The organism is Pseudomonas sp. AC083 (assembly GCF_979253165.1).
Map to the genome: position 1 here is coordinate 122,141 of NZ_CEEDDH010000014.1, position 17,259 is coordinate 139,399.

The window sequence follows — 17,259 nt, forward strand, 5'->3', positions numbered from 1 at the left end:
GTATTAATCCTTTAATGGTGTGCATGAGGAGCCGGTTTCTCTGGCGGCTTTACTTGAGCATTTGAAGTTCGGGCCAGGCGATGTCATGGGCAAACTCTTCCTTGTTGCCTGAGAGCCTGAGTATCGGCAGGCCCGCCGTCTCCACCTGGTCGATCAACTGGTCGTATTCGAACCGGTTAAAGTGCCCGGCATGGGTGGCCGCTTCGATGCGATCAGCGTTTGCGCCAGCCTGCTCTTTGATGTCTTCGACCCTGGCGCCCTTGGTCAGGTCTGCGTTCAGTAACCAGACACGCTCGGCTGAAACTCCGCTGCGCGTGACCGAGATCAGCCCTTCGAAATCGTCGGAGGGGAACCAGGTCGGCGGGGTGTCACGCGCAGCGGAATTGAACATCATGTTTTCTTCGTGGGGGACGACCTCCAGACCGCGCGTGTCGAGCGCGTAGAGAAACATTTCCGTCTGCCGTGTGCGCGTGGACCGGTAGCCGCGCTCGTGATCCCATGCCACAGGGCTGTCAGCATCCGACCAGTCTGACGAGGAGTCACTCGGTGTATCACTGGCGTCGCTTGCGCCGCTTTCTGAACTGCTGTCGTCCGTGTCGCGTCCCGGGTATTTATTGGTCTGGCTGTTGAAGCGCAGGTATTCGGGATCAGGGGCGCTGGCATATTCCTGTCCTAGCTTGAGACTGAACGTCGCGCTGATCGGCTTGTGCGTGGTGGCGCCGGGTTCATGGTGATAGCGCGGCAGCATGGTGCCGTCGTTCGCCAGCTCGAACGGCGTGCGCTCGTCGCCGCGAAACAGCGCCGGAATGTCCGTGCGGTACAGGCAGTTGTTCTTGTTGCGCAGATAACCGAGCTGTTTCAACAGAGCCTCACGAACCTCAGGTGTGAGGCTGCTTTCCGGGTGATACCAGTCATGGCGGGCATTGCGCTTGAGATTGAGCTGCTCGACCGCATCGGCGAAAAATTGGTCGAGGCGTCGTGGGTTGGCGAGGTCATCGAGTTGACGCTTGTGCGCCAGCGCCCATGCCGGAATCGCCAGACGGCTGCGCAACTCCTGGTGCAAGCGCGTCAATTGATCCGGCAGCAGATTGAACGATTGCAGAAAGATTTCGCGCTCTGTCTGGCTCATGTGCGGGTGCAGCCAGCGCAACGAGTCGCGCAGCAGATCGGTGAACGGATTTTCCGTGGTTACCGGATCTGCCCAGTGAGGGGGCGTTCCGCTGGCCTGGGCTTCGGCACGAAAACGCGCGATGTCCCGGCCTTGCAAGCCATATAGCTTCCAGATTTCATGATCGGTCCATTGTTTGAGGTGGCTCGGCGTCGCCGCGAATCCACCCTCCGGAGGATCAACCGCTATGTAATTGCCATATGAATCCCGGAAGGCGAACAGCATGTTGTCTTTGCGTGAGCCAAACAGCGGATTCATTTCGTAATAGCCCTGAGCATCCGGCGAACGCCAGGATGGGCTGTAACGACTTTGATTGATGGGTATTGTCACGGGGGCGAGGCGCGGTCGCTTTGGCGCGGGTTGTTCGGTCAGGCGCCAGGTGGGGCTGTCTGCGTTTTTGTACAGGCGCGGTCCGGAGGGAACGCGCTCGGTGAGTAACTTGCTGCGCAACGCGCCGGTTTCATCCTCACCCACATGCGTGGTTTGCACAGCTCCCTGATATTCGACGTCTGCGAACTTTCTGCCAACGATCCAGCGAAACCCATCATTGTCGGCAGGCTGCATTCCACGCACAAAGGTCTCCGATAACCAGTAATCGTTTATTGAAGTGGAATGTTCCGAGCGATAAGCGCTGTGCGCCGGTAACTGAAAGATTTCAACCGCAGGCAACCTCGGATTCGCATCGGCAGGGGCGGTGCCGAAGTTTGTACTGTGCTGCGCAAGATCGGGGATGCCGGCTCTTGGCGATATTTCAATGCTGCTGACATCAAACATGGGCCGATGGGGCGTTGGTACGTTTGCATCAGTTTGATGCGTCGTTGTGACTGACGTCTTGCGGGGTATTTTTGGACTCATGAAAGACTCGATAAGAAATGGATTGTTGTATGACTCGGCAGAACTTCAATGCAGGGTTTGAATAAATATGGATGGCCAGCAAATGTCCGAGTCGGGCCCATCAATCTAACGGTTTTTCAAAAGCGCGAAACACTGAGCAGGCATGTTTCAACTTGAATATGTAACGCTAGTTTTGCGTCGGCCGGGAATGCGGAAATGTCGGTTTTATAACCAGGAAAGTTAACCGGGAGGGAGGAAGTTTGCGTAGGTTGCAAGCGCCGCTCTTGTCGGAATGTTCCGAAAGAGCGGCGTGTAAGAAATGTCGCTTGTAAATTGCCTGTTTCAGTAGGCGTAACGCAACAATGTATGTGGCAAGTGGCGCATAACGAAGAATCCGAACAGCGCGACCATGGACGGCAGGATCAGCCACCAGATCTTGAAAGGCATGGCGTTGAGCGGCGCCTGCCGCTGGTTTGACCACAGCATCGCGGCGCAGACGCAGCTGGCAAGCATTGCACCGGCCAATATGTCGGTTGGCCAGTGCGCGCCGAGATAGACCCGCGACAAAGCAATGGAGAATGCCGGGATGCAGGCAATCAGCAGCCACGTCAGGCGCATGCGTGGCGGCTGCCCGCGTCCGGCCAGGACACCCAGCGTCAGGAACAGGGCGAATGCGCCAGAAGCATGGCCGCTGGGCATGCTGTAGGTGGTCAATGGATCGCTGAGCACTTCCGGGCGTACCCTGGCGAAAAAATACTTGGTGCCGGTGTTGGCCATGGCGGTGATCAGCATGGTGGCGCCCGCGAACACTGCCTGGCGCCATTGCTTGCACAGCAACAGCAATATGACGAGCAGGGCGCTGAACAGCAGCATGTTGCGGAATTCGCCGATCAGCGTCAGCGTCACGGCGATTTCGTCCAGCGCTGGCTGGCGATGTTCCTGCACCAGGGTCATCACACCGTTGTCGAGCGCGGTGAGGTATGGATAGCCGATGAACAGCCCGATCAGGATCAACAGGCTCATGCCGCCGATCCAGATCGTCGCCCGACGATGGCGGCGCACGCTGCTGTTGACGCTCAGGCCGACCATCACCGCAATGCTGGCCGCGACAATTCCGGCTTCGAGCCAGAAACCTTCAGGCAATGGCAGGCGGAACGCCGCGCCCGTGGCCCAGCCCGGCAACAGATAAGCCAGGCTCCAGCCAGCAGCGGCCAGCAGGCTGACGGCGAAGAACCGCGGGAAGGGCATGTCGCACATCCCGGCGACCATCGGCAGCATCGGCCGCAGCGGGCCGATGAAACGCCCGACCAGCAGGCTGGCGATGCCATAGCGCTGGAAGTACGACTCGGCGCCGGCCATCCATTCCGGGTGATGGCGTAGCCCGGGGAGGCGGCGGATGTTCTGGTGGAAATGGCGGCCGAGGAAGTAGGAAATCAGGTCGCCAAGAATGCCGCCAAGAAAGCCCAGCAGCAGCGTTTCGCTCAATGACAGCGCGCCGCTGCCGGCCAGCACCGCCACGGCAAACAGCAACACCGTGCCCGGCACGATCAGCCCGGCGATCGCCAGACATTCCACGCACGCCACGATGAACACCGCTGCGGCCAGCCACTGCGGATTGGCGCCAAGCCATCCAGTGATGCTATCGAGCCATGGGCCCATACAGAAAAACTCCAGACTATTGAAGATTCCGGTAGGAGCTGCCGCAGGCTGCGATCTTTTGATCTTGTTTCTTTAAAGCAGAATCAAAAGATCGCAGCCTGCGGCAGCTCCTACAGGGGTAAGCGTTTACAGAAGGCAATAATCCCGGCCTTCGACCTGACCCCGTCGCAGCGGGTTCCGCGTGCACCATTGCGCATACGCAGCGTCAACGAAGCGATACATCAGGTGTTCGTCACGGCCCAGCGGGATGCCCAGCCGGGTGGTTTGAATAATCTGCGAGGGTGCCGGCCCCGTATCTTCGACCAGCAGCAATTCATGATCGAAACGCTTGGCGTCCCACATCGGTACTTTCAAACCCAATGCCTTGCACAACAACGTCTGCCCGGCGCAGAGCTTCTGCGTCGGACGCGGTCGCCCCTGAGCATCGGGATTGTTCAGCAGCATCTGCGCCAGGCTCGCCGGGCCGCTGACTTCGTCGACCCACGGATAGGCGGATTTGATCAGCACGGCATTGCCCGGACCTTGCGCACTGAAGTTCAGCGAATCACCGCCGCGGGCGTAATACATATAGATGTGGCCGCCATCCAGAAACAAAGCCTTACGCTTTTCTGTGTAACCGAGCGAGGCATGACTGCCTTTTTCCGCGAAGTAATAGGCTTCGGTCTCGATGATTCGCGCACTCAGCCACAGGTCACCGACGCGATGGCGGATGACTTTGCCGAGCAGCGCCTGCGCCAGAACCTGGGCGTCGCGGTCGAAAAAACTGTCCGGCAGGCCCACGGGCAGGCGCGCGGACTCGGGGCAAAGGGGCACGTTGGTCATGATGGGCAAGGTTTATCCAGGCTCAAGAGGTCGTGATGATAACAACGCTGAGCTTAATTACGTCTGAACGCCGGGCAAACGCAGCTCATTTCGACCATCCGCCCGTCACCGCTGTTAGTCCCGGGACGCGACAGCTATAATCTGCCGCTTTCCTCTTTGCCAAGACCCCAGCAGACCATGACTGAGTCCGTTCTTGACTACATGACCCGATTGGGTCGCGCCGCCCGCGCTGCCTCCCGGGTCATCGGTCGCGCCAGCACCGCGCAGAAAAACCGCGCCTTGCAGGCTGCCGCCAATGCTCTGGATGCTGCACGCGCCGAGCTGGCCGCAGCCAATGAGCTGGATCTGGCTGCCGGTCGCGCCAGCGGTCTGGAGCCGGCGCTGCTGGAACGTCTGGAACTGACCCCGGCACGCATCGACGGCATGATCGTCGGCTTGCGTCAGGTCGCTGCACTGGCGGATCCGGTCGGCGCGATCCGCGACATGAGCTTCCGTCCGTCGGGCATTCAGGTCGGCAAGATGCGCGTGCCGCTGGGCGTGATCGGGATCATCTACGAATCCCGTCCGAACGTGACCATCGATGCCGCCAGCCTGTGCCTGAAGTCCGGCAACGCGACCATCCTGCGCGGCGGCTCCGAGGCGATTCATTCCAATCGCGCGATTGCCGCGTGCATTCAGCGCGGTCTGGCCGAAGCCGAACTGCCCGCCGCCGTGGTGCAAGTGGTCGAAACCACTGACCGTGCCGCCGTCGGCGCGCTGATCAGCATGCCGGAATACGTCGACGTCATCGTGCCCCGTGGCGGTCGTGGCCTGATCGAACGCATCAGCCGCGATGCCCGCGTGCCGGTGATCAAGCATCTGGACGGCATCTGCCACGTTTACGTCAGCGAACACGCCGATCTGGCCAAAGCCCAGCGCATCGCTTTCAACGCCAAGACTTACCGTTATGGCATCTGCGGCGCGATGGAAACCCTGCTGGTCGATCAGGCTGTTGCCAAGGATTTCCTGCCGTCGATGGCTGCGCAGTTCCGCGACAAAGGCGTCGAACTGCGTGGTTGCGAGCGCACCCGGGCGATCATCGAAGCGGTCGCGGCCAGCGAAGACGACTGGCACACCGAGTACCTGGCGCCGATTCTGTCGATCCGCGTGGTCGGCGGTCTGGAGCAGGCGATCGAACACATCAACCATTACGGCTCCCATCACACCGACTCGATCGTCAGCGAAAACCTCGCCGACACCCGCCGGTTCGTGGCGGAAGTCGACTCGGCCTCGGTGATGATCAACACGCCGACCTGCTTTGCCGATGGATTTGAATACGGATTGGGTGCCGAGATCGGCATTTCTACTGATAAGCTGCACGCCCGCGGCCCGGTCGGGCTTGAAGGGCTGACCTGCGAGAAGTACATCGTGGTCGGCGATGGCCAGTTGCGCGGCCAGGCGACGGTCTGACTTGACCGACCTCGACCTGACAGCGCCGCACACCGGCAGCGAGTCGCGCCCGCAGCGCATTGGCGTGCTGGGCGGTACGTTCGACCCGGTGCATATCGGCCATTTGCGTGGCGCACTGGAAGTCGTCGAAGCGCTGGCGCTGGACGAGTTGCGCCTGATGCCGAACGCTCGACCGCCACATCGCGGGACGCCGCAGGTGTCGGCGCAGGAGCGGCTGGCGATGGTCGAGTGCGCGGTGGCCGGATTGCCGCCGCTGGTGGTGGATGCCCGCGAATTGCAGCGGGACAAACCGTCCTGGACCATCGATACCCTGGAGTCGCTGCGCGCAGAGATGCCCGCCGAGACCCAGGTTTTTCTGCTTTTGGGCTGGGACGCATTTTGCGGCCTGCCCACTTGGCACCGCTGGGAAGAGTTGCTCCAGCATTGCCACATCCTGGTGCTACAGCGCCCGGACGCCGACAGCGAACCGCCGGATGCCTTGCGCAACCTGCTGGCAGCGCGTTCGGTGAGCGACCCGTTGGCCCTGAAAGGGCCGAGCGGACAGATTGCATTCGTCTGGCAGACACCGCTCGCGGTTTCCGCCACCCAGATCCGTCAACTGCTGGCCAGCGGTAAGTCGGTACGTTTCCTGGTGCCCGACGCGGTCCTGGCCTACATCGATGCGCACGGTCTGTACCGTGCGTCGAACTGAACAAGGCGTGCTTCACCGATACGGATCACCGTATCCCCAAGCCGCCGAATACATGAGCAAAACGAGTTACATATGACTGATAAAGATCTACCGAAAGTAAAGCGCAAAGGCACGTTCAAGAGCGCACCACTGCCGGAAGCCGTCAACACCAACGAGCCGCTCAAGGGCGACGAACTGGTCAAGATTGCCGTCGCTGCGCTGGAAGACGTCAAGGCCCAGGACATCCAGATCATTGATGTGCGCGACAAGCAGAGCATCACTGACTACATGATCATCGCCACCGGTACCTCCAATCGCCAGATCAACGCGATGCTGGACAAGGTCCGTGAGGAAGTGAAAAAGCAGGGCGCCAAGCCGCTGGGCGAAGAAGGCAAGGGCGACAGCGACTGGGTTCTGCTCGACCTCGATCTGGTGATCGTGCACATGATGACTGCCTCGGCGCGTCAGTTCTACGACCTGGAGCGCCTGTGGGCCGGTGCCGAGCAAAGCCGTGCGGCCGATGCCAAGCACCACAGCCCGGAAAACACCCACGAGCATTTCACCAAGCTCAACAAAGACCAGTTCTAAGGGATCGCTGTGCGACTGCGCCTGATCGCCGTCGGTTCACGCATGCCCAAGTGGGTGGAAGAAGGCTGGCATGAATATGCCAAGCGTCTTCCGTCCGAGCTGGCGCTGGAACTGGTGGAAATTCCGCTCAACACCCGTGGCAAGAATGCCGACGTGGCCCGTTTCATCCGCCAGGAAGGCGAAGCCATGCTGGCCAAGGTCGGGCACAACGAGCGGATCGTCACGCTGGAGGTTCACGGCAAGCCGTGGAGTACCGAGCAACTGGCGGTCGAACTCGATCGCTGGCGCCTGGATTCGCGCACGGTCAACTTCATGGTCGGCGGCCCGGAAGGGCTGGCACCGGAAGTCTGTGCCCGCGCTGACCAGCGCTGGTCGTTGTCGCCGCTGACCTTGCCGCACCCGCTGGTGCGGATCCTGATCGGCGAACAGTTGTACCGTGCCTGGACCGTGTTGTCCGGCCACCCTTACCACAAGTAAGCCTGCCCTCATGTCTCAGCCGATCCGCATCAAGGACCACGAAAAGGACGCCCGTCTGGTGCGCAGCCGTGTCGTGTTCGGTGCGATCGTGATTGTGGCGCTGATCTGTGTGCTGATCGCGCGTCTGTATTATCTGCAGGTGATCCAGTACGAGTACCACTCGACCCTGTCGGAAAACAACCGCGTCCATGTGCAGCCGATTCCGCCGACGCGCGGGCTGATTTTCGACCGCAACGGCGTAGTCGTGGCCGACAACCGGCCGAGCTTCAGCCTGAGCATGACCCGCGAGCGCTCCGGCGACTGGCAGCAGGTGCTCGACGTCATCGTCGAGGTCCTGGAGCTGACGCCCGAGGACCGGGTGATCTTCGAGAAACGCATGCGGCAGGGGCGCCGGCCATTCGAGCCGGTGCCGATCCTGTTCGAGCTGACCGAAGAGCAGATCGCCCGGATCGCGGTGAATCAGTTCCGCCTGCCCGGGGTGGAAGTGGTCGCGCAACTGGTCCGGCATTACCCGCAGGGCGCGCATTTTGCGCACTCGGTGGGCTATATGGGGCGGATCAACGAGAAAGAGCTGAAAAGCCTCGATCCGGTCAACTACAGCGGCACCCACCACATCGGCAAGACCGGCATCGAGCGGTTCTACGAGCCGGAATTGCACGGTCAGGTCGGTTACGAGGAAGTCGAGACCAACGCCCGTGGCCGCGTGTTGCGGGTGCTCAAGCGCACCGATCCGATTCCCGGCAAGGACATCGTCCTGAGCCTCGACATCAAGTTGCAGGAAGCCGCCGAGGCCGCGCTGGGCGGGCGACGTGGCGCGGTGGTGGCGCTCGATCCGAAAACCGGCGAAGTGCTGGCGATGGTCAGTCAGCCGAGTTTCGACCCCAACCTGTTCGTCACCGGGATCAGCTTCAAGGCCTACGCCGAGTTGCGTGATTCCATCGACCGGCCGCTGTTCAATCGCGTGCTGCGCGGTCTGTATCCGCCGGGCTCGACGATCAAACCGGCGGTAGCGATTGCCGGTCTTGACGCCGGCGTGGTCACGGCTTCCAGCCGAGTGTTCGACCCGGGCTATTACATGCTGCCCAACTACGACCACAAGTATCGCAACTGGAACCGTACCGGTGACGGCTTCGTCGACCTCGACACGGCGATCATGCGGTCCAATGACACCTACTTCTATGACCTGGCGCACAAGCTCGGCATCGATCGGCTGTCGACCTATATGAACAAGTTCGGCATCGGCCAGAAGGTCTCGCTGGACATGTTCGAAGAGTCCCCGGGCCTGATGCCGTCGCGCGAATGGAAACGCGCGACGCGCAAACAGGCGTGGTTCCCGGGTGAGACCCTTATTCTCGGGATCGGCCAGGGCTACATGCAGTCGACGCCACTGCAACTGGCCCAGGCCACCGCGCTGGTGGCCAACAAAGGCATCTGGAATCGTCCGCACCTGGCCAAGTCCCTCGACGGGGTCAAGCCGGTGGATGAAAACCCGATGCCGAACATCGTCCTGCGCGACCCGTCCGACTGGAACAAGGTCAACCATGGCATGCAGCAGGTGATGCACGGTGCCCGTGGCACCGCGCGCAAAGCGGCGATCGGCGCGCAATACCGCATCGCCGGCAAGTCCGGTACCGCGCAGGTGGTGGCGATCAAGCAGGGCGAGAAATACGACCGCTCCAAGGTCCAGGAACGCCACCGCGACCACGCCCTGTTCGTCGGCTTCGCCCCGGCCGATGATCCGAAAATCGTCGTGTCGGTGATGGTCGAGAACGGTGAGTCCGGTTCCGGCGTTGCCGCGCCAGTGGTGCGCCAGGTCATGGACGCCTGGCTGCTCGACCAGGATGGCCACCTGAAAGCCGAGTACGCCAGCCCTATCACTGCGGAGGCCCCGGCCCGTGATGAATAATTTCGATCGCATGCTCTCCAGCGAGGATGTGATGCGTCGCCGCGCGACGTTGCTGCAAAGACTGCATATCGATGGCCCGCTGTTGATCCTGTTGCTGATCCTCGCCGCCGGCAGCCTGTTCGTGCTGTATTCGGCCAGCGGCAAGAGCTGGGATCTGCTCGGCAAGCAGGCCACGTCGTTCGGCATCGGTCTGGTGGCAATGATCGTCATCGCCCAGTTCGAGCCGCGTTTCATGGCGCGTTGGGTGCCGCTCGGTTACGTGATCGGCGTGGTCTTGCTGATCGTCGTCGACATCATGGGCCACAACGCCATGGGCGCCACGCGCTGGATCAACATCCCCGGGGTGATCCGCTTCCAGCCCTCGGAATTCATGAAGATCCTGATGCCGGCGACCATCGCCTGGTATCTGTCCAAACGCACCTTGCCGCCGCAGCTCAAGCACGTCGGCATCAGCCTGATGCTGATCGGCGTGCCGTTCATTCTGATCGTGCGCCAGCCGGATCTGGGGACTTCGCTGCTGATTCTCGCCGGTGGCGCCTTCGTGCTGTTCATGGGCGGTCTGCGCTGGCGCTGGATTCTCAGCGTGCTGGCGGCGGCGGTGCCGGTGTCGGTGGCGATGTGGTTCTTCGTCATGCACGACTATCAAAAGCAACGGGTCCTGACTTTCCTCGATCCGGAAAGCGATCCGCTCGGGACCGGCTGGAACATCATTCAGTCCAAAGCCGCGATCGGTTCCGGTGGCGTCTTCGGCAAAGGCTGGCTGCTCGGCACCCAGTCGCACCTGGACTTTCTCCCGGAAAGTCACACCGACTTCATCATTGCCGTGCTCGGTGAAGAGTTCGGTCTGGTGGGGATTTGCGCGCTGCTGCTGATCTATCTGTTGTTGATCGGTCGCGGGCTGGTGATCACCGCGCAAGCGCAAACGCTGTTCGGCAAATTGCTCGCCGGTGCGTTGACCATGACTTTTTTTGTTTACGTTTTCGTCAACATCGGTATGGTCAGTGGCCTGTTGCCGGTTGTGGGGGTGCCGTTGCCGTTCATTAGCTACGGAGGAACTTCGCTGGTGACGCTGCTGTCAGCGTTTGGGGTTTTGATGTCGATCCATACCCATCGCAAGTGGATCGCACAGGTTTGAATAAGGTGAAGAGTGCAATGCAAGTAATGCGTGGCTGGGCGACTCGATGCGCGCCGCTGGTTGGCCTGATGGGCCTGCTGGGGAGCGTGCAGGAAGCGCTGGCCGGCGACTATGAAGGCTCGCCGCAGGTGGCCGAATTCGTCGGCGAAATGACCCGCGACTACGGTTTCGCCGGTGAACAACTGATGGGTGTGTTCCGCGAGGCGCAACGCAAGCAGTCGATTCTCGACGCCATCTCCAAACCCGCCGAACGGGTCAAGCAGTGGAATGAATATCGCCCGATGTTCATCACTGACGCGCGCATCGCCCGGGGTGTCGACTTCTGGCGTCAGCACGAGGCGACCCTGGCCCGTGCCGAGCAGGAATACGGCGTGCCGGCACAAGTGATCGTTTCGATCATCGGCGTCGAGACCTTTTTCGGACGTAATACCGGTAATTTCCGCGTGATCGATGCTTTATCGACCCTCGGCTTCGACTATCCTCCCCGTGCCGAATTTTTCCGTAAGGAATTGCGTGAGTTCCTGTTGCTGGCCCGTGAAGAGCAGGTCGACCCGCTGACCCTGAAAGGCTCGTACGCCGGGGCCATGGGCCTGCCGCAGTTCATGCCGAGCAGCTTTCGCGCCTACGCGGTGGACTTCGACGGTGATGGCCACATCAATATCTGGAACAACCCGGACGATGCCATTGGCAGCGTCGCCAGTTACTTCAAGCGTCATGGCTGGGTTGCCGGTGAGCCGGTGGTCAACCGCGCCGATGTGCGCGGCGAGCAGGCCGATGAAGGCCTGACCACCGGTATCGAACCAGTGAAGACGGTCGCAGAGTTGCGGGCGCTGGGCTGGTCAAGTCATGATGCGCTGCGCGATGATATGCCGGTTACCGCATTTCGCCTCGAAGGCGACAACGGCCCTGAATACTGGATGGGCCTGCAGAATTTCTACGCGATCACGCGTTATAACCGCAGCGTGATGTACGCCATGGCCGTACATCAACTGTCTGAACAGCTGGTACAAGCACGGGGCGTCAAGTAATGCAGGCATTGCCTAACAATAAACCCCTGAAGCTGGTGGCTTTCGCTGCGTTGGCAGTCCTGGTCGCCAGTTGCACGACCAGCCGTACGCCGACGCAGAAAACCCCGTCCACCGCTGTCCGCGCCCAACCGGGCCTGGACATCAACCGCGCGCACAAAGACGGCGCGCCGTGGTGGGATGTCGATGTTTCGCGCATCCCGGATGCGACACCGACCCTGCACACCGGCCCGTACAAGGCCAATCCGTACACCGTGCTGGGCAAGACCTATTTTCCGTTGCAGGAATCCAAGACCTACGTGGCTTCGGGCACAGCGTCCTGGTACGGCACCAAGTTCCATGGCCAGAACACCGCCAACGGCGAAGTGTATGACCTGTACGGCATGAGTGCCGCGCACAAGACCTTGCCGCTGCCAAGTTACGTCCGGGTGACCAACCTGGACAACAACAAGACGGTGATCCTGCGCGTCAACGACCGTGGGCCGTTCTACTCCGATCGCATCATCGACTTGTCCTACGCAGCGGCGAAGAAGCTCGGCTATGCCGAAACCGGCACCGCGCGGGTCAAGGTCGAAGGCATCGATCCGCAGCAGTGGTGGGCGGCCAAGGGCCGTCCGGCGCCGCTGATGCTCAACGAGCCGCAAGTGGCGCAGAATAGCGCGCCAGTGATTACGGCTTCGGCCGGCACCGTCGAGCAATGGACACCGCCGCCGCAGCAACACGCCGCGGCCGTGGTGCCCGTGCAGATCGATGCAAAAAAAAACGCTTCTGCACCAGCGTCTGGCCAGTATCTGCAGGTGGGCGCGTTCGCCAACCCGGACGCTGCCGAACTGCTGAGGTCGAAGCTCAGCGGGATGGTGAGCGCGCCGGTGTTCATCAGCTCGATCGTGCGCAATCAGCAGACCCTGCACCGGGTACGCCTGGGGCCGATCGGCTCGCCGGGTGAGATCGCCCAGGTGCAGAACAGTGTGCGGCTGGCCAATCTGGGTTCGCCCAGCGTGGTCAGCGAGTAACACGTAGACCTTGATTGACGGTTCACTTGCGGTATTCGGGGGGTGAACCAGGTTGTTGGCTCGTCGAAGAATAAAAGCCCGGCAAGGGTGACTGGAGTGAGCAACTGAACACGCGATGGCCCGTTAGAAGGCTGTCTGAATAAGTTTTGCCTTCGGGCAAGTTTCCATTAGCGATTTCGAGAGACGGATGAACATCACCACCTTTGCCAAACGCCTGTGTCTGCTAGTCCCGCTGCTCCTCTCGCCAGCCGCCTTCGCGGCCGAGATGATGCCGTCGCCACCACAACTGGCCGCCAAGGCCTATGTTCTGATGGATGCCAGCAGCGGCAACGTGCTGGTCGAGAACAACGGCGACCAGCGTCTGCCACCGGCCAGCCTGACCAAGCTGATGACCGCGTACATCGCGACCCTGGAAATCCGTCGCGGCCAGATCGGTGAAAACGATCCGGTGACCGTCAGCGAAAACGCCTGGCGCACCGGCGGTTCGCGGATGTTCATCAAGGTCGGTTCGCAGGTCACTGTCAGCGACCTGCTGCACGGCATCATCATCCAGTCCGGTAACGACGCCAGCGTCGCCCTGGCCGAGCACATCGCCGGCAGCGAAGACGCCTTCGCCGACCTGATGAACAAGACCGTCACCGAACTGGGCATGACCAATACCCACTTCATGAACCCGACCGGTCTGCCAAACCCTGAGCACTACTCGTCGGCGCACGATATGGCGATTCTGGCCCGTGCGATCATCCACGAAGACCCGGCTCACTATGCGATCTACTCGCAGAAAGAGTTCTTCTGGAACGGCATCAAGCAGCCTAACCGCAACCTGCTGCTGTGGCGCGACAAGACCGTTGACGGTCTGAAAACCGGCCACACTGATGAAGCCGGCTACTGCATGGTGTCCTCGGCGGTACGTGACGGCCAGCGTCTGATCGCCGTGGTGTTCGGCACCAACAGCGAAGTAGCCCGCGCCGCTGAAACCCAGAAGCTGCTGACCTACGGTTTCCGCTTCTTCGAAACCCAGACCTTCTATCAGAAGGGCACTGAGCTGGCGCAGGCGCCGGTATGGAAAGGCACCACCAGCCAGGTCAAGGCCGGCCTGGCGCAAGACCTGACCATGACTCTGCCGAAAGGCCAGCTGAAAAAGCTCGCTGCCAGCATGACCATGAACCCGCAACTGGTTGCGCCAATCGCCAAGGGCGACGTGATCGGTAAAGTCGAAGTCAAACTGGAAGACAAGGTGGTGCACAGCGCTGACCTGATCGCTCTGGATGGCGTCGAGGAGGGTGGTATCTTCCGCCGCATGTGGGATAGCATCCGTCTATTCTTCTACGGCTTGTTCAACTGATTTAGTGTTGACCTGCATGGCCCCGCCCCGATCCGGCGCGGGGCCATGTGCGTTACCACGGCTTGCGCTATAGAGGCCGTTACGCCATGACCGATACCGAAGTACAGGCGCCAAAAATCGAATTTCCCCAGACTGATTATCCGATCAAGGTGATCAGCGATACGGGCGTCGGCCGCAAGGACGAAATCATCGAGATCGTCAAGAAACACGCGACCATCAATGACGAGCGCATCGACGAGCGTCAGAGCAGCACCGGCAAATACACCACCATCCAGCTTCACATCGTCGCTACCGACCAGGATCAGCTGTACAACATCAACAGCGAACTGCGGGCGACCGGCTTCGTGCACATGGTGTTGTGATGCACGGCACGCTGGGCTTTCGCGAGCTGGGCCAGATGGCTTACGAGCCGGTCTGGCATGCCATGCAGCGCTTTACCAACGAACGCGGCAATGCTGCCGCCGACGAAATCTGGCTCGTCGAACACCCGCCGGTGTTCACCCAGGGCCAGGCCGGCAAGGCTGAACACCTGTTGCTGCCGGGAGATATTCCGGTGGTGCAGGTCGATCGTGGCGGCCAAGTGACTTATCATGGCCCCGGGCAACTGGTGGCTTATCTGTTACTGGATGTACGCAAGCTGGGTTTCGGCGTGCGTGATCTGGTCAGCCGTATGGAAGCCTGCCTGATCGAACTGCTGGCCAGCTACGGCGTCACCGCCGCCGCCAAGCCAGATGCTCCCGGCGTATACGTCGATGGAGCGAAAATCGCTTCTCTGGGTTTGCGCATTCGCCACGGTTGTTCCTTTCATGGCCTGGCCCTGAACGTGGATATGAACCTGGAACCGTTTCGACGGATTAATCCCTGCGGCTACGCCGGGCTGGCCATGACCCAGCTGAGCGATCACGCAGGATCGATTGAATTTGCCGAGGTAAGTGCCCGGCTGCGCGCGCAGCTCGTCAAACACCTCGACTATGCTGAGCAGACGACCCTCACGGGCGGAATCGACTGATATGACTACTGATGCAGTGCAAACCATGATCCCGACGCTCGACGTGACCGAGCGCCCGGCCCCGCGTCCCAAGGTTGAAGCCGGCGTCAAGCTGCGCGGCGCCGAGAAGGTTGCACGCATCCCGGTCAAGATCATTCCGACCACCGAACTGCCGAAGAAACCCGACTGGATCCGCGTGCGCATCCCGGTTTCGCCGGAAGTCGACCGCATCAAGAGCCTGCTGCGCAAGCACAAGCTGCACAGTGTCTGCGAAGAAGCGTCCTGCCCGAACCTCGGCGAATGCTTCTCCGGCGGCACCGCAACCTTCATGATCATGGGCGACATCTGCACCCGTCGCTGCCCGTTCTGCGACGTTGGCCACGGTCGTCCGAAGCCACTGGACGTCAACGAGCCGGAAAGCCTGGCCATCGCCATCGCCGACCTCAAGCTCAAATACGTGGTGATCACCTCGGTTGACCGTGACGACCTGCGTGACGGCGGTGCACAGCACTTTGCTGACTGCATCCGCGAAATCCGAAAACTGTCGCCAAACGTGCAGCTCGAGACCCTGGTCCCGGACTACCGTGGGCGCATGGACATCGCCCTGGAAATCACCGCTGCCGAGCCGCCGGATGTGTTCAACCACAATCTGGAAACCGTGCCGCGCCTGTACAAGGCTGCGCGTCCAGGCTCGGACTACCAGTGGTCGCTGACCCTGCTGCAACGCTTCAAGCAGATGATGCCGCATATCCCGACCAAGTCCGGCCTGATGCTGGGTCTGGGCGAGACCGACGAGGAAGTCATCGAAGTCATGAAGCGCATGCGCGAACACGACATCGACATGCTGACCCTCGGGCAGTACCTGCAACCGTCGCGCAGTCACTTGCCGGTGCAGCGTTTCGTGCACCCGGACACCTTCGCCTGGTTCGCCGAAGAAGGTTACAAGATGGGCTTCAAGAACGTCGCTTCGGGCCCGCTGGTACGTTCCTCGTACCATGCCGACGAGCAGGCGAAGCTGGTCAAGGCCGAGCTGCTGGGTTCCTGATTCACTGCTGATGTAAAAATGCCCGCCGAGGACGGTTCCTCGGCGGGCATTTTTTTGCCTTAGACAAGGGGCTTTTGTTTGTCTCTTCAGCTGACTACTGTGTGTGCATGACTTTACCGCTGGAGCCCAAGGATGACCGTTCGACCGAGCCACACCCTGATTGCCCACCGACCCGTACCGGCACTGCCCTCCGAAGGGACGATTGGCGTCATCGCGCCTGCCGGCCCCGGCGCCCTCGATACTGAAAAAGCGCTGCAATGGATGCGCGCGCGCGGCTATGGGCTGAAGGTGTTTCCGGGTGTCTATGAGAAGGACGGCTATCTGGCTGGCAGTGACGACGTACGTTTGCGCGATCTGCACGCGGCGTTCGCTGACCCCGGAGTCGACGCGATAATTTGCCTGCGCGGCGGCTACGGCACGCCGCGTCTGCTCGACCGAATCGATTACGACCTGCTCAGTCGGCATGCCAAGCCGTTTGTCGGCTATAGCGACATCACCGCGCTGCACCTGGCCATCAGTCGCTACGCCGGGTTTGTGACCTTTCACGGCCCGCTGCTCAATGCCGACCTGCTCGGCGACAAGGAGCCGCCTACCGTCACGTCATTCTTCGCCATGCTGCGCGGGCAAATGAAGTCAGGGAGTGTACTGAGCCATCCGGCGGCTTATCCGTTATCCACCGTCAAACCGGGCATCGCTCACGGGCGTTTGCTCGGCGGCAACCTGGCGATGATTGCTGCAACCCTTGGCACGCCCTACGAGATTGATGTCGAAGGCGCAGTTCTGTTCATCGAGGACATCAACGAGCCGCTGTATCGGATTGATCGCCTGCTGACCCAGATGCGTCTGGCCGGCAAGTTGGCCCGACTGCGCGGTGTGCTGGTCGGAGATATCGCCGGGGTGGAGGTCGACGCGCTGAATCGGCTGCTCAAGCAAACCTTTGAGCCGTTGCGGATTCCGGTGTTGTCGGGTTGGCGCAGTGGCCATTGCGACCCGAACCTGACGCTGCCGTTGGGCGCGCTGGTGCGCCTGGATGCGGGGAAGCAGGAGTTGCTGCTGGAGCAGGATGTGGTGATCAAAGTCTAGAAATTGGTCGCCTGACAGTCATTCATCGCGGGCAAGCCCGCTCCCACAGGTT

16 protein-coding genes are annotated in these 17,259 nt (G+C 61.0%); 13 read left to right on the top strand and 3 right to left on the bottom strand.

Features of this window, described 5'->3' with window-relative positions:
• Positions 1 to 49: 49 nt before the first annotated feature.
• From AC0IXA_RS19810 to AC0IXA_RS19820, 3 genes are all read right to left on the bottom strand, one after another.
• Positions 50 to 1,942, bottom strand: a complete 1,893-nt coding sequence (locus AC0IXA_RS19810) for a hypothetical protein (protein WP_471814365.1) — start codon at positions 1,940 to 1,942, stop codon at positions 50 to 52.
• A gap of 402 nt (positions 1,943 to 2,344) precedes the next feature.
• Positions 2,345 to 3,661, bottom strand: coding sequence for a bifunctional DedA family/phosphatase PAP2 family protein (locus AC0IXA_RS19815; protein ID WP_016773020.1), 1,317 nt, complete (start codon positions 3,659 to 3,661; stop codon positions 2,345 to 2,347).
• Between the two features lie 126 nt (positions 3,662 to 3,787).
• Positions 3,788 to 4,483 (bottom strand): DNA-3-methyladenine glycosylase, encoded by a 696-nt coding sequence (locus tag AC0IXA_RS19820; RefSeq protein ID WP_471814366.1) that lies wholly within the window; start codon positions 4,481 to 4,483, stop codon positions 3,788 to 3,790.
• Between the two features lie 177 nt (positions 4,484 to 4,660).
• On the opposite strand from AC0IXA_RS19820, the gene AC0IXA_RS19825 reads away from it, so the two are divergent.
• The 13 genes from AC0IXA_RS19825 (at position 4,661) to AC0IXA_RS19885 (ending at position 17,207) form a co-directional block, all read left to right on the top strand.
• Entirely contained in the window at positions 4,661 to 5,932 is a 1,272-nt protein-coding gene (locus tag AC0IXA_RS19825) for a glutamate-5-semialdehyde dehydrogenase (RefSeq protein ID WP_471814367.1), read from the top strand.
• Positions 5,901 to 6,623 (top strand): nicotinate-nucleotide adenylyltransferase, encoded by a 723-nt coding sequence (gene nadD, locus AC0IXA_RS19830; protein WP_122506627.1) that lies wholly within the window; start codon positions 5,901 to 5,903, stop codon positions 6,621 to 6,623. Before AC0IXA_RS19825 ends, nadD begins: the two co-directional genes overlap by 32 nt.
• Before the next feature lie 72 nt (positions 6,624 to 6,695).
• Positions 6,696 to 7,190 (top strand): ribosome silencing factor, encoded by a 495-nt coding sequence (rsfS, locus tag AC0IXA_RS19835; protein ID WP_016773024.1) that lies wholly within the window; start codon positions 6,696 to 6,698, stop codon positions 7,188 to 7,190.
• Between the two features lie 9 nt (positions 7,191 to 7,199).
• On the top strand, positions 7,200 to 7,667 hold the full coding sequence (gene rlmH / locus AC0IXA_RS19840) for a 23S rRNA (pseudouridine(1915)-N(3))-methyltransferase RlmH (protein WP_011063671.1): 468 nt from the start codon (positions 7,200 to 7,202) through the stop codon (positions 7,665 to 7,667).
• Between the two features lie 10 nt (positions 7,668 to 7,677).
• Entirely contained in the window at positions 7,678 to 9,573 is a 1,896-nt protein-coding gene (mrdA, locus tag AC0IXA_RS19845) for a penicillin-binding protein 2 (RefSeq protein ID WP_071173699.1), read from the top strand.
• 31 nt (positions 9,574 to 9,604) lie between these two features.
• The gene (rodA, locus tag AC0IXA_RS19850; protein WP_051600793.1) at positions 9,605 to 10,708 is read left to right on the top strand and encodes a rod shape-determining protein RodA; all 1,104 of its coding nucleotides are present in this window, start codon (positions 9,605 to 9,607) and stop codon (positions 10,706 to 10,708) included.
• A gap of 17 nt (positions 10,709 to 10,725) precedes the next feature.
• Positions 10,726 to 11,736, top strand: a complete 1,011-nt coding sequence (gene mltB, locus AC0IXA_RS19855) for a lytic murein transglycosylase B (RefSeq protein WP_471814368.1) — start codon at positions 10,726 to 10,728, stop codon at positions 11,734 to 11,736.
• Positions 11,736 to 12,746, top strand: a complete 1,011-nt coding sequence (locus AC0IXA_RS19860; protein WP_471814369.1) for a septal ring lytic transglycosylase RlpA family protein — start codon at positions 11,736 to 11,738, stop codon at positions 12,744 to 12,746. Before mltB ends, AC0IXA_RS19860 begins: the two co-directional genes overlap by 1 nt.
• Before the next feature lie 187 nt (positions 12,747 to 12,933).
• Complete coding sequence (locus AC0IXA_RS19865) at positions 12,934 to 14,091, top strand: D-alanyl-D-alanine carboxypeptidase family protein (RefSeq protein ID WP_016773028.1); 1,158 nt, start codon at positions 12,934 to 12,936, stop codon at positions 14,089 to 14,091.
• A gap of 86 nt (positions 14,092 to 14,177) precedes the next feature.
• Complete coding sequence (locus tag AC0IXA_RS19870) at positions 14,178 to 14,453, top strand: DUF493 domain-containing protein (protein WP_076564274.1); 276 nt, start codon at positions 14,178 to 14,180, stop codon at positions 14,451 to 14,453.
• Entirely contained in the window at positions 14,453 to 15,100 is a 648-nt protein-coding gene (lipB, locus tag AC0IXA_RS19875) for a lipoyl(octanoyl) transferase LipB (protein ID WP_024014445.1), read from the top strand. The genes AC0IXA_RS19870 and lipB overlap by 1 nt, the downstream gene beginning before the upstream one ends.
• Positions 15,101 to 15,125: 25 nt before the next feature.
• Positions 15,126 to 16,124: a lipoyl synthase gene (gene lipA / locus AC0IXA_RS19880; protein ID WP_160768663.1), complete on the top strand. Its 999-nt coding sequence runs from the start codon at positions 15,126 to 15,128 to the stop codon at positions 16,122 to 16,124.
• A gap of 132 nt (positions 16,125 to 16,256) precedes the next feature.
• Positions 16,257 to 17,207 carry a S66 peptidase family protein gene (locus AC0IXA_RS19885; RefSeq protein ID WP_471814370.1) on the top strand — a complete coding sequence of 317 codons (951 nt, stop codon included), beginning with the start codon at positions 16,257 to 16,259 and terminating at the stop codon, positions 17,205 to 17,207.
• Positions 17,208 to 17,259 lie beyond the last annotated feature (52 nt).

Bases quoted from the DNA above. Each gene is read 5' to 3' on its own strand.
- AC0IXA_RS19810 (WP_471814365.1), bottom strand. From the start codon at position 1,942: ATGTTTGATGTCAGCAGCATTGAAATATCGCCAAGAGCCGGCATCCCC.
- AC0IXA_RS19815 (WP_016773020.1), bottom strand. From the start codon at position 3,661: ATGGGCCCATGGCTCGATAGCATCACTGGATGGCTTGGCGCCAATCCG.
- AC0IXA_RS19820 (WP_471814366.1), bottom strand. From the start codon at position 4,483: ATGACCAACGTGCCCCTTTGCCCCGAGTCCGCGCGCCTGCCCGTGGGC.
- AC0IXA_RS19825 (WP_471814367.1), top strand. From the start codon at position 4,661: ATGACTGAGTCCGTTCTTGACTACATGACCCGATTGGGTCGCGCCGCC.
- nadD (WP_122506627.1), top strand. From the start codon at position 5,901: ATGGCCAGTTGCGCGGCCAGGCGACGGTCTGACTTGACCGACCTCGAC.
- rsfS (WP_016773024.1), top strand. From the start codon at position 6,696: ATGACTGATAAAGATCTACCGAAAGTAAAGCGCAAAGGCACGTTCAAG.
- mrdA (WP_071173699.1), top strand. From the start codon at position 7,678: ATGTCTCAGCCGATCCGCATCAAGGACCACGAAAAGGACGCCCGTCTG.
- rodA (WP_051600793.1), top strand. From the start codon at position 9,605: ATGCGTCGCCGCGCGACGTTGCTGCAAAGACTGCATATCGATGGCCCG.
- mltB (WP_471814368.1), top strand. From the start codon at position 10,726: ATGCAAGTAATGCGTGGCTGGGCGACTCGATGCGCGCCGCTGGTTGGC.
- AC0IXA_RS19860 (WP_471814369.1), top strand. From the start codon at position 11,736: ATGCAGGCATTGCCTAACAATAAACCCCTGAAGCTGGTGGCTTTCGCT.
- AC0IXA_RS19865 (WP_016773028.1), top strand. From the start codon at position 12,934: ATGAACATCACCACCTTTGCCAAACGCCTGTGTCTGCTAGTCCCGCTG.
- AC0IXA_RS19870 (WP_076564274.1), top strand. From the start codon at position 14,178: ATGACCGATACCGAAGTACAGGCGCCAAAAATCGAATTTCCCCAGACT.
- lipB (WP_024014445.1), top strand. From the start codon at position 14,453: ATGCACGGCACGCTGGGCTTTCGCGAGCTGGGCCAGATGGCTTACGAG.
- lipA (WP_160768663.1), top strand. From the start codon at position 15,126: ATGATCCCGACGCTCGACGTGACCGAGCGCCCGGCCCCGCGTCCCAAG.
- AC0IXA_RS19885 (WP_471814370.1), top strand. From the start codon at position 16,257: ATGACCGTTCGACCGAGCCACACCCTGATTGCCCACCGACCCGTACCG.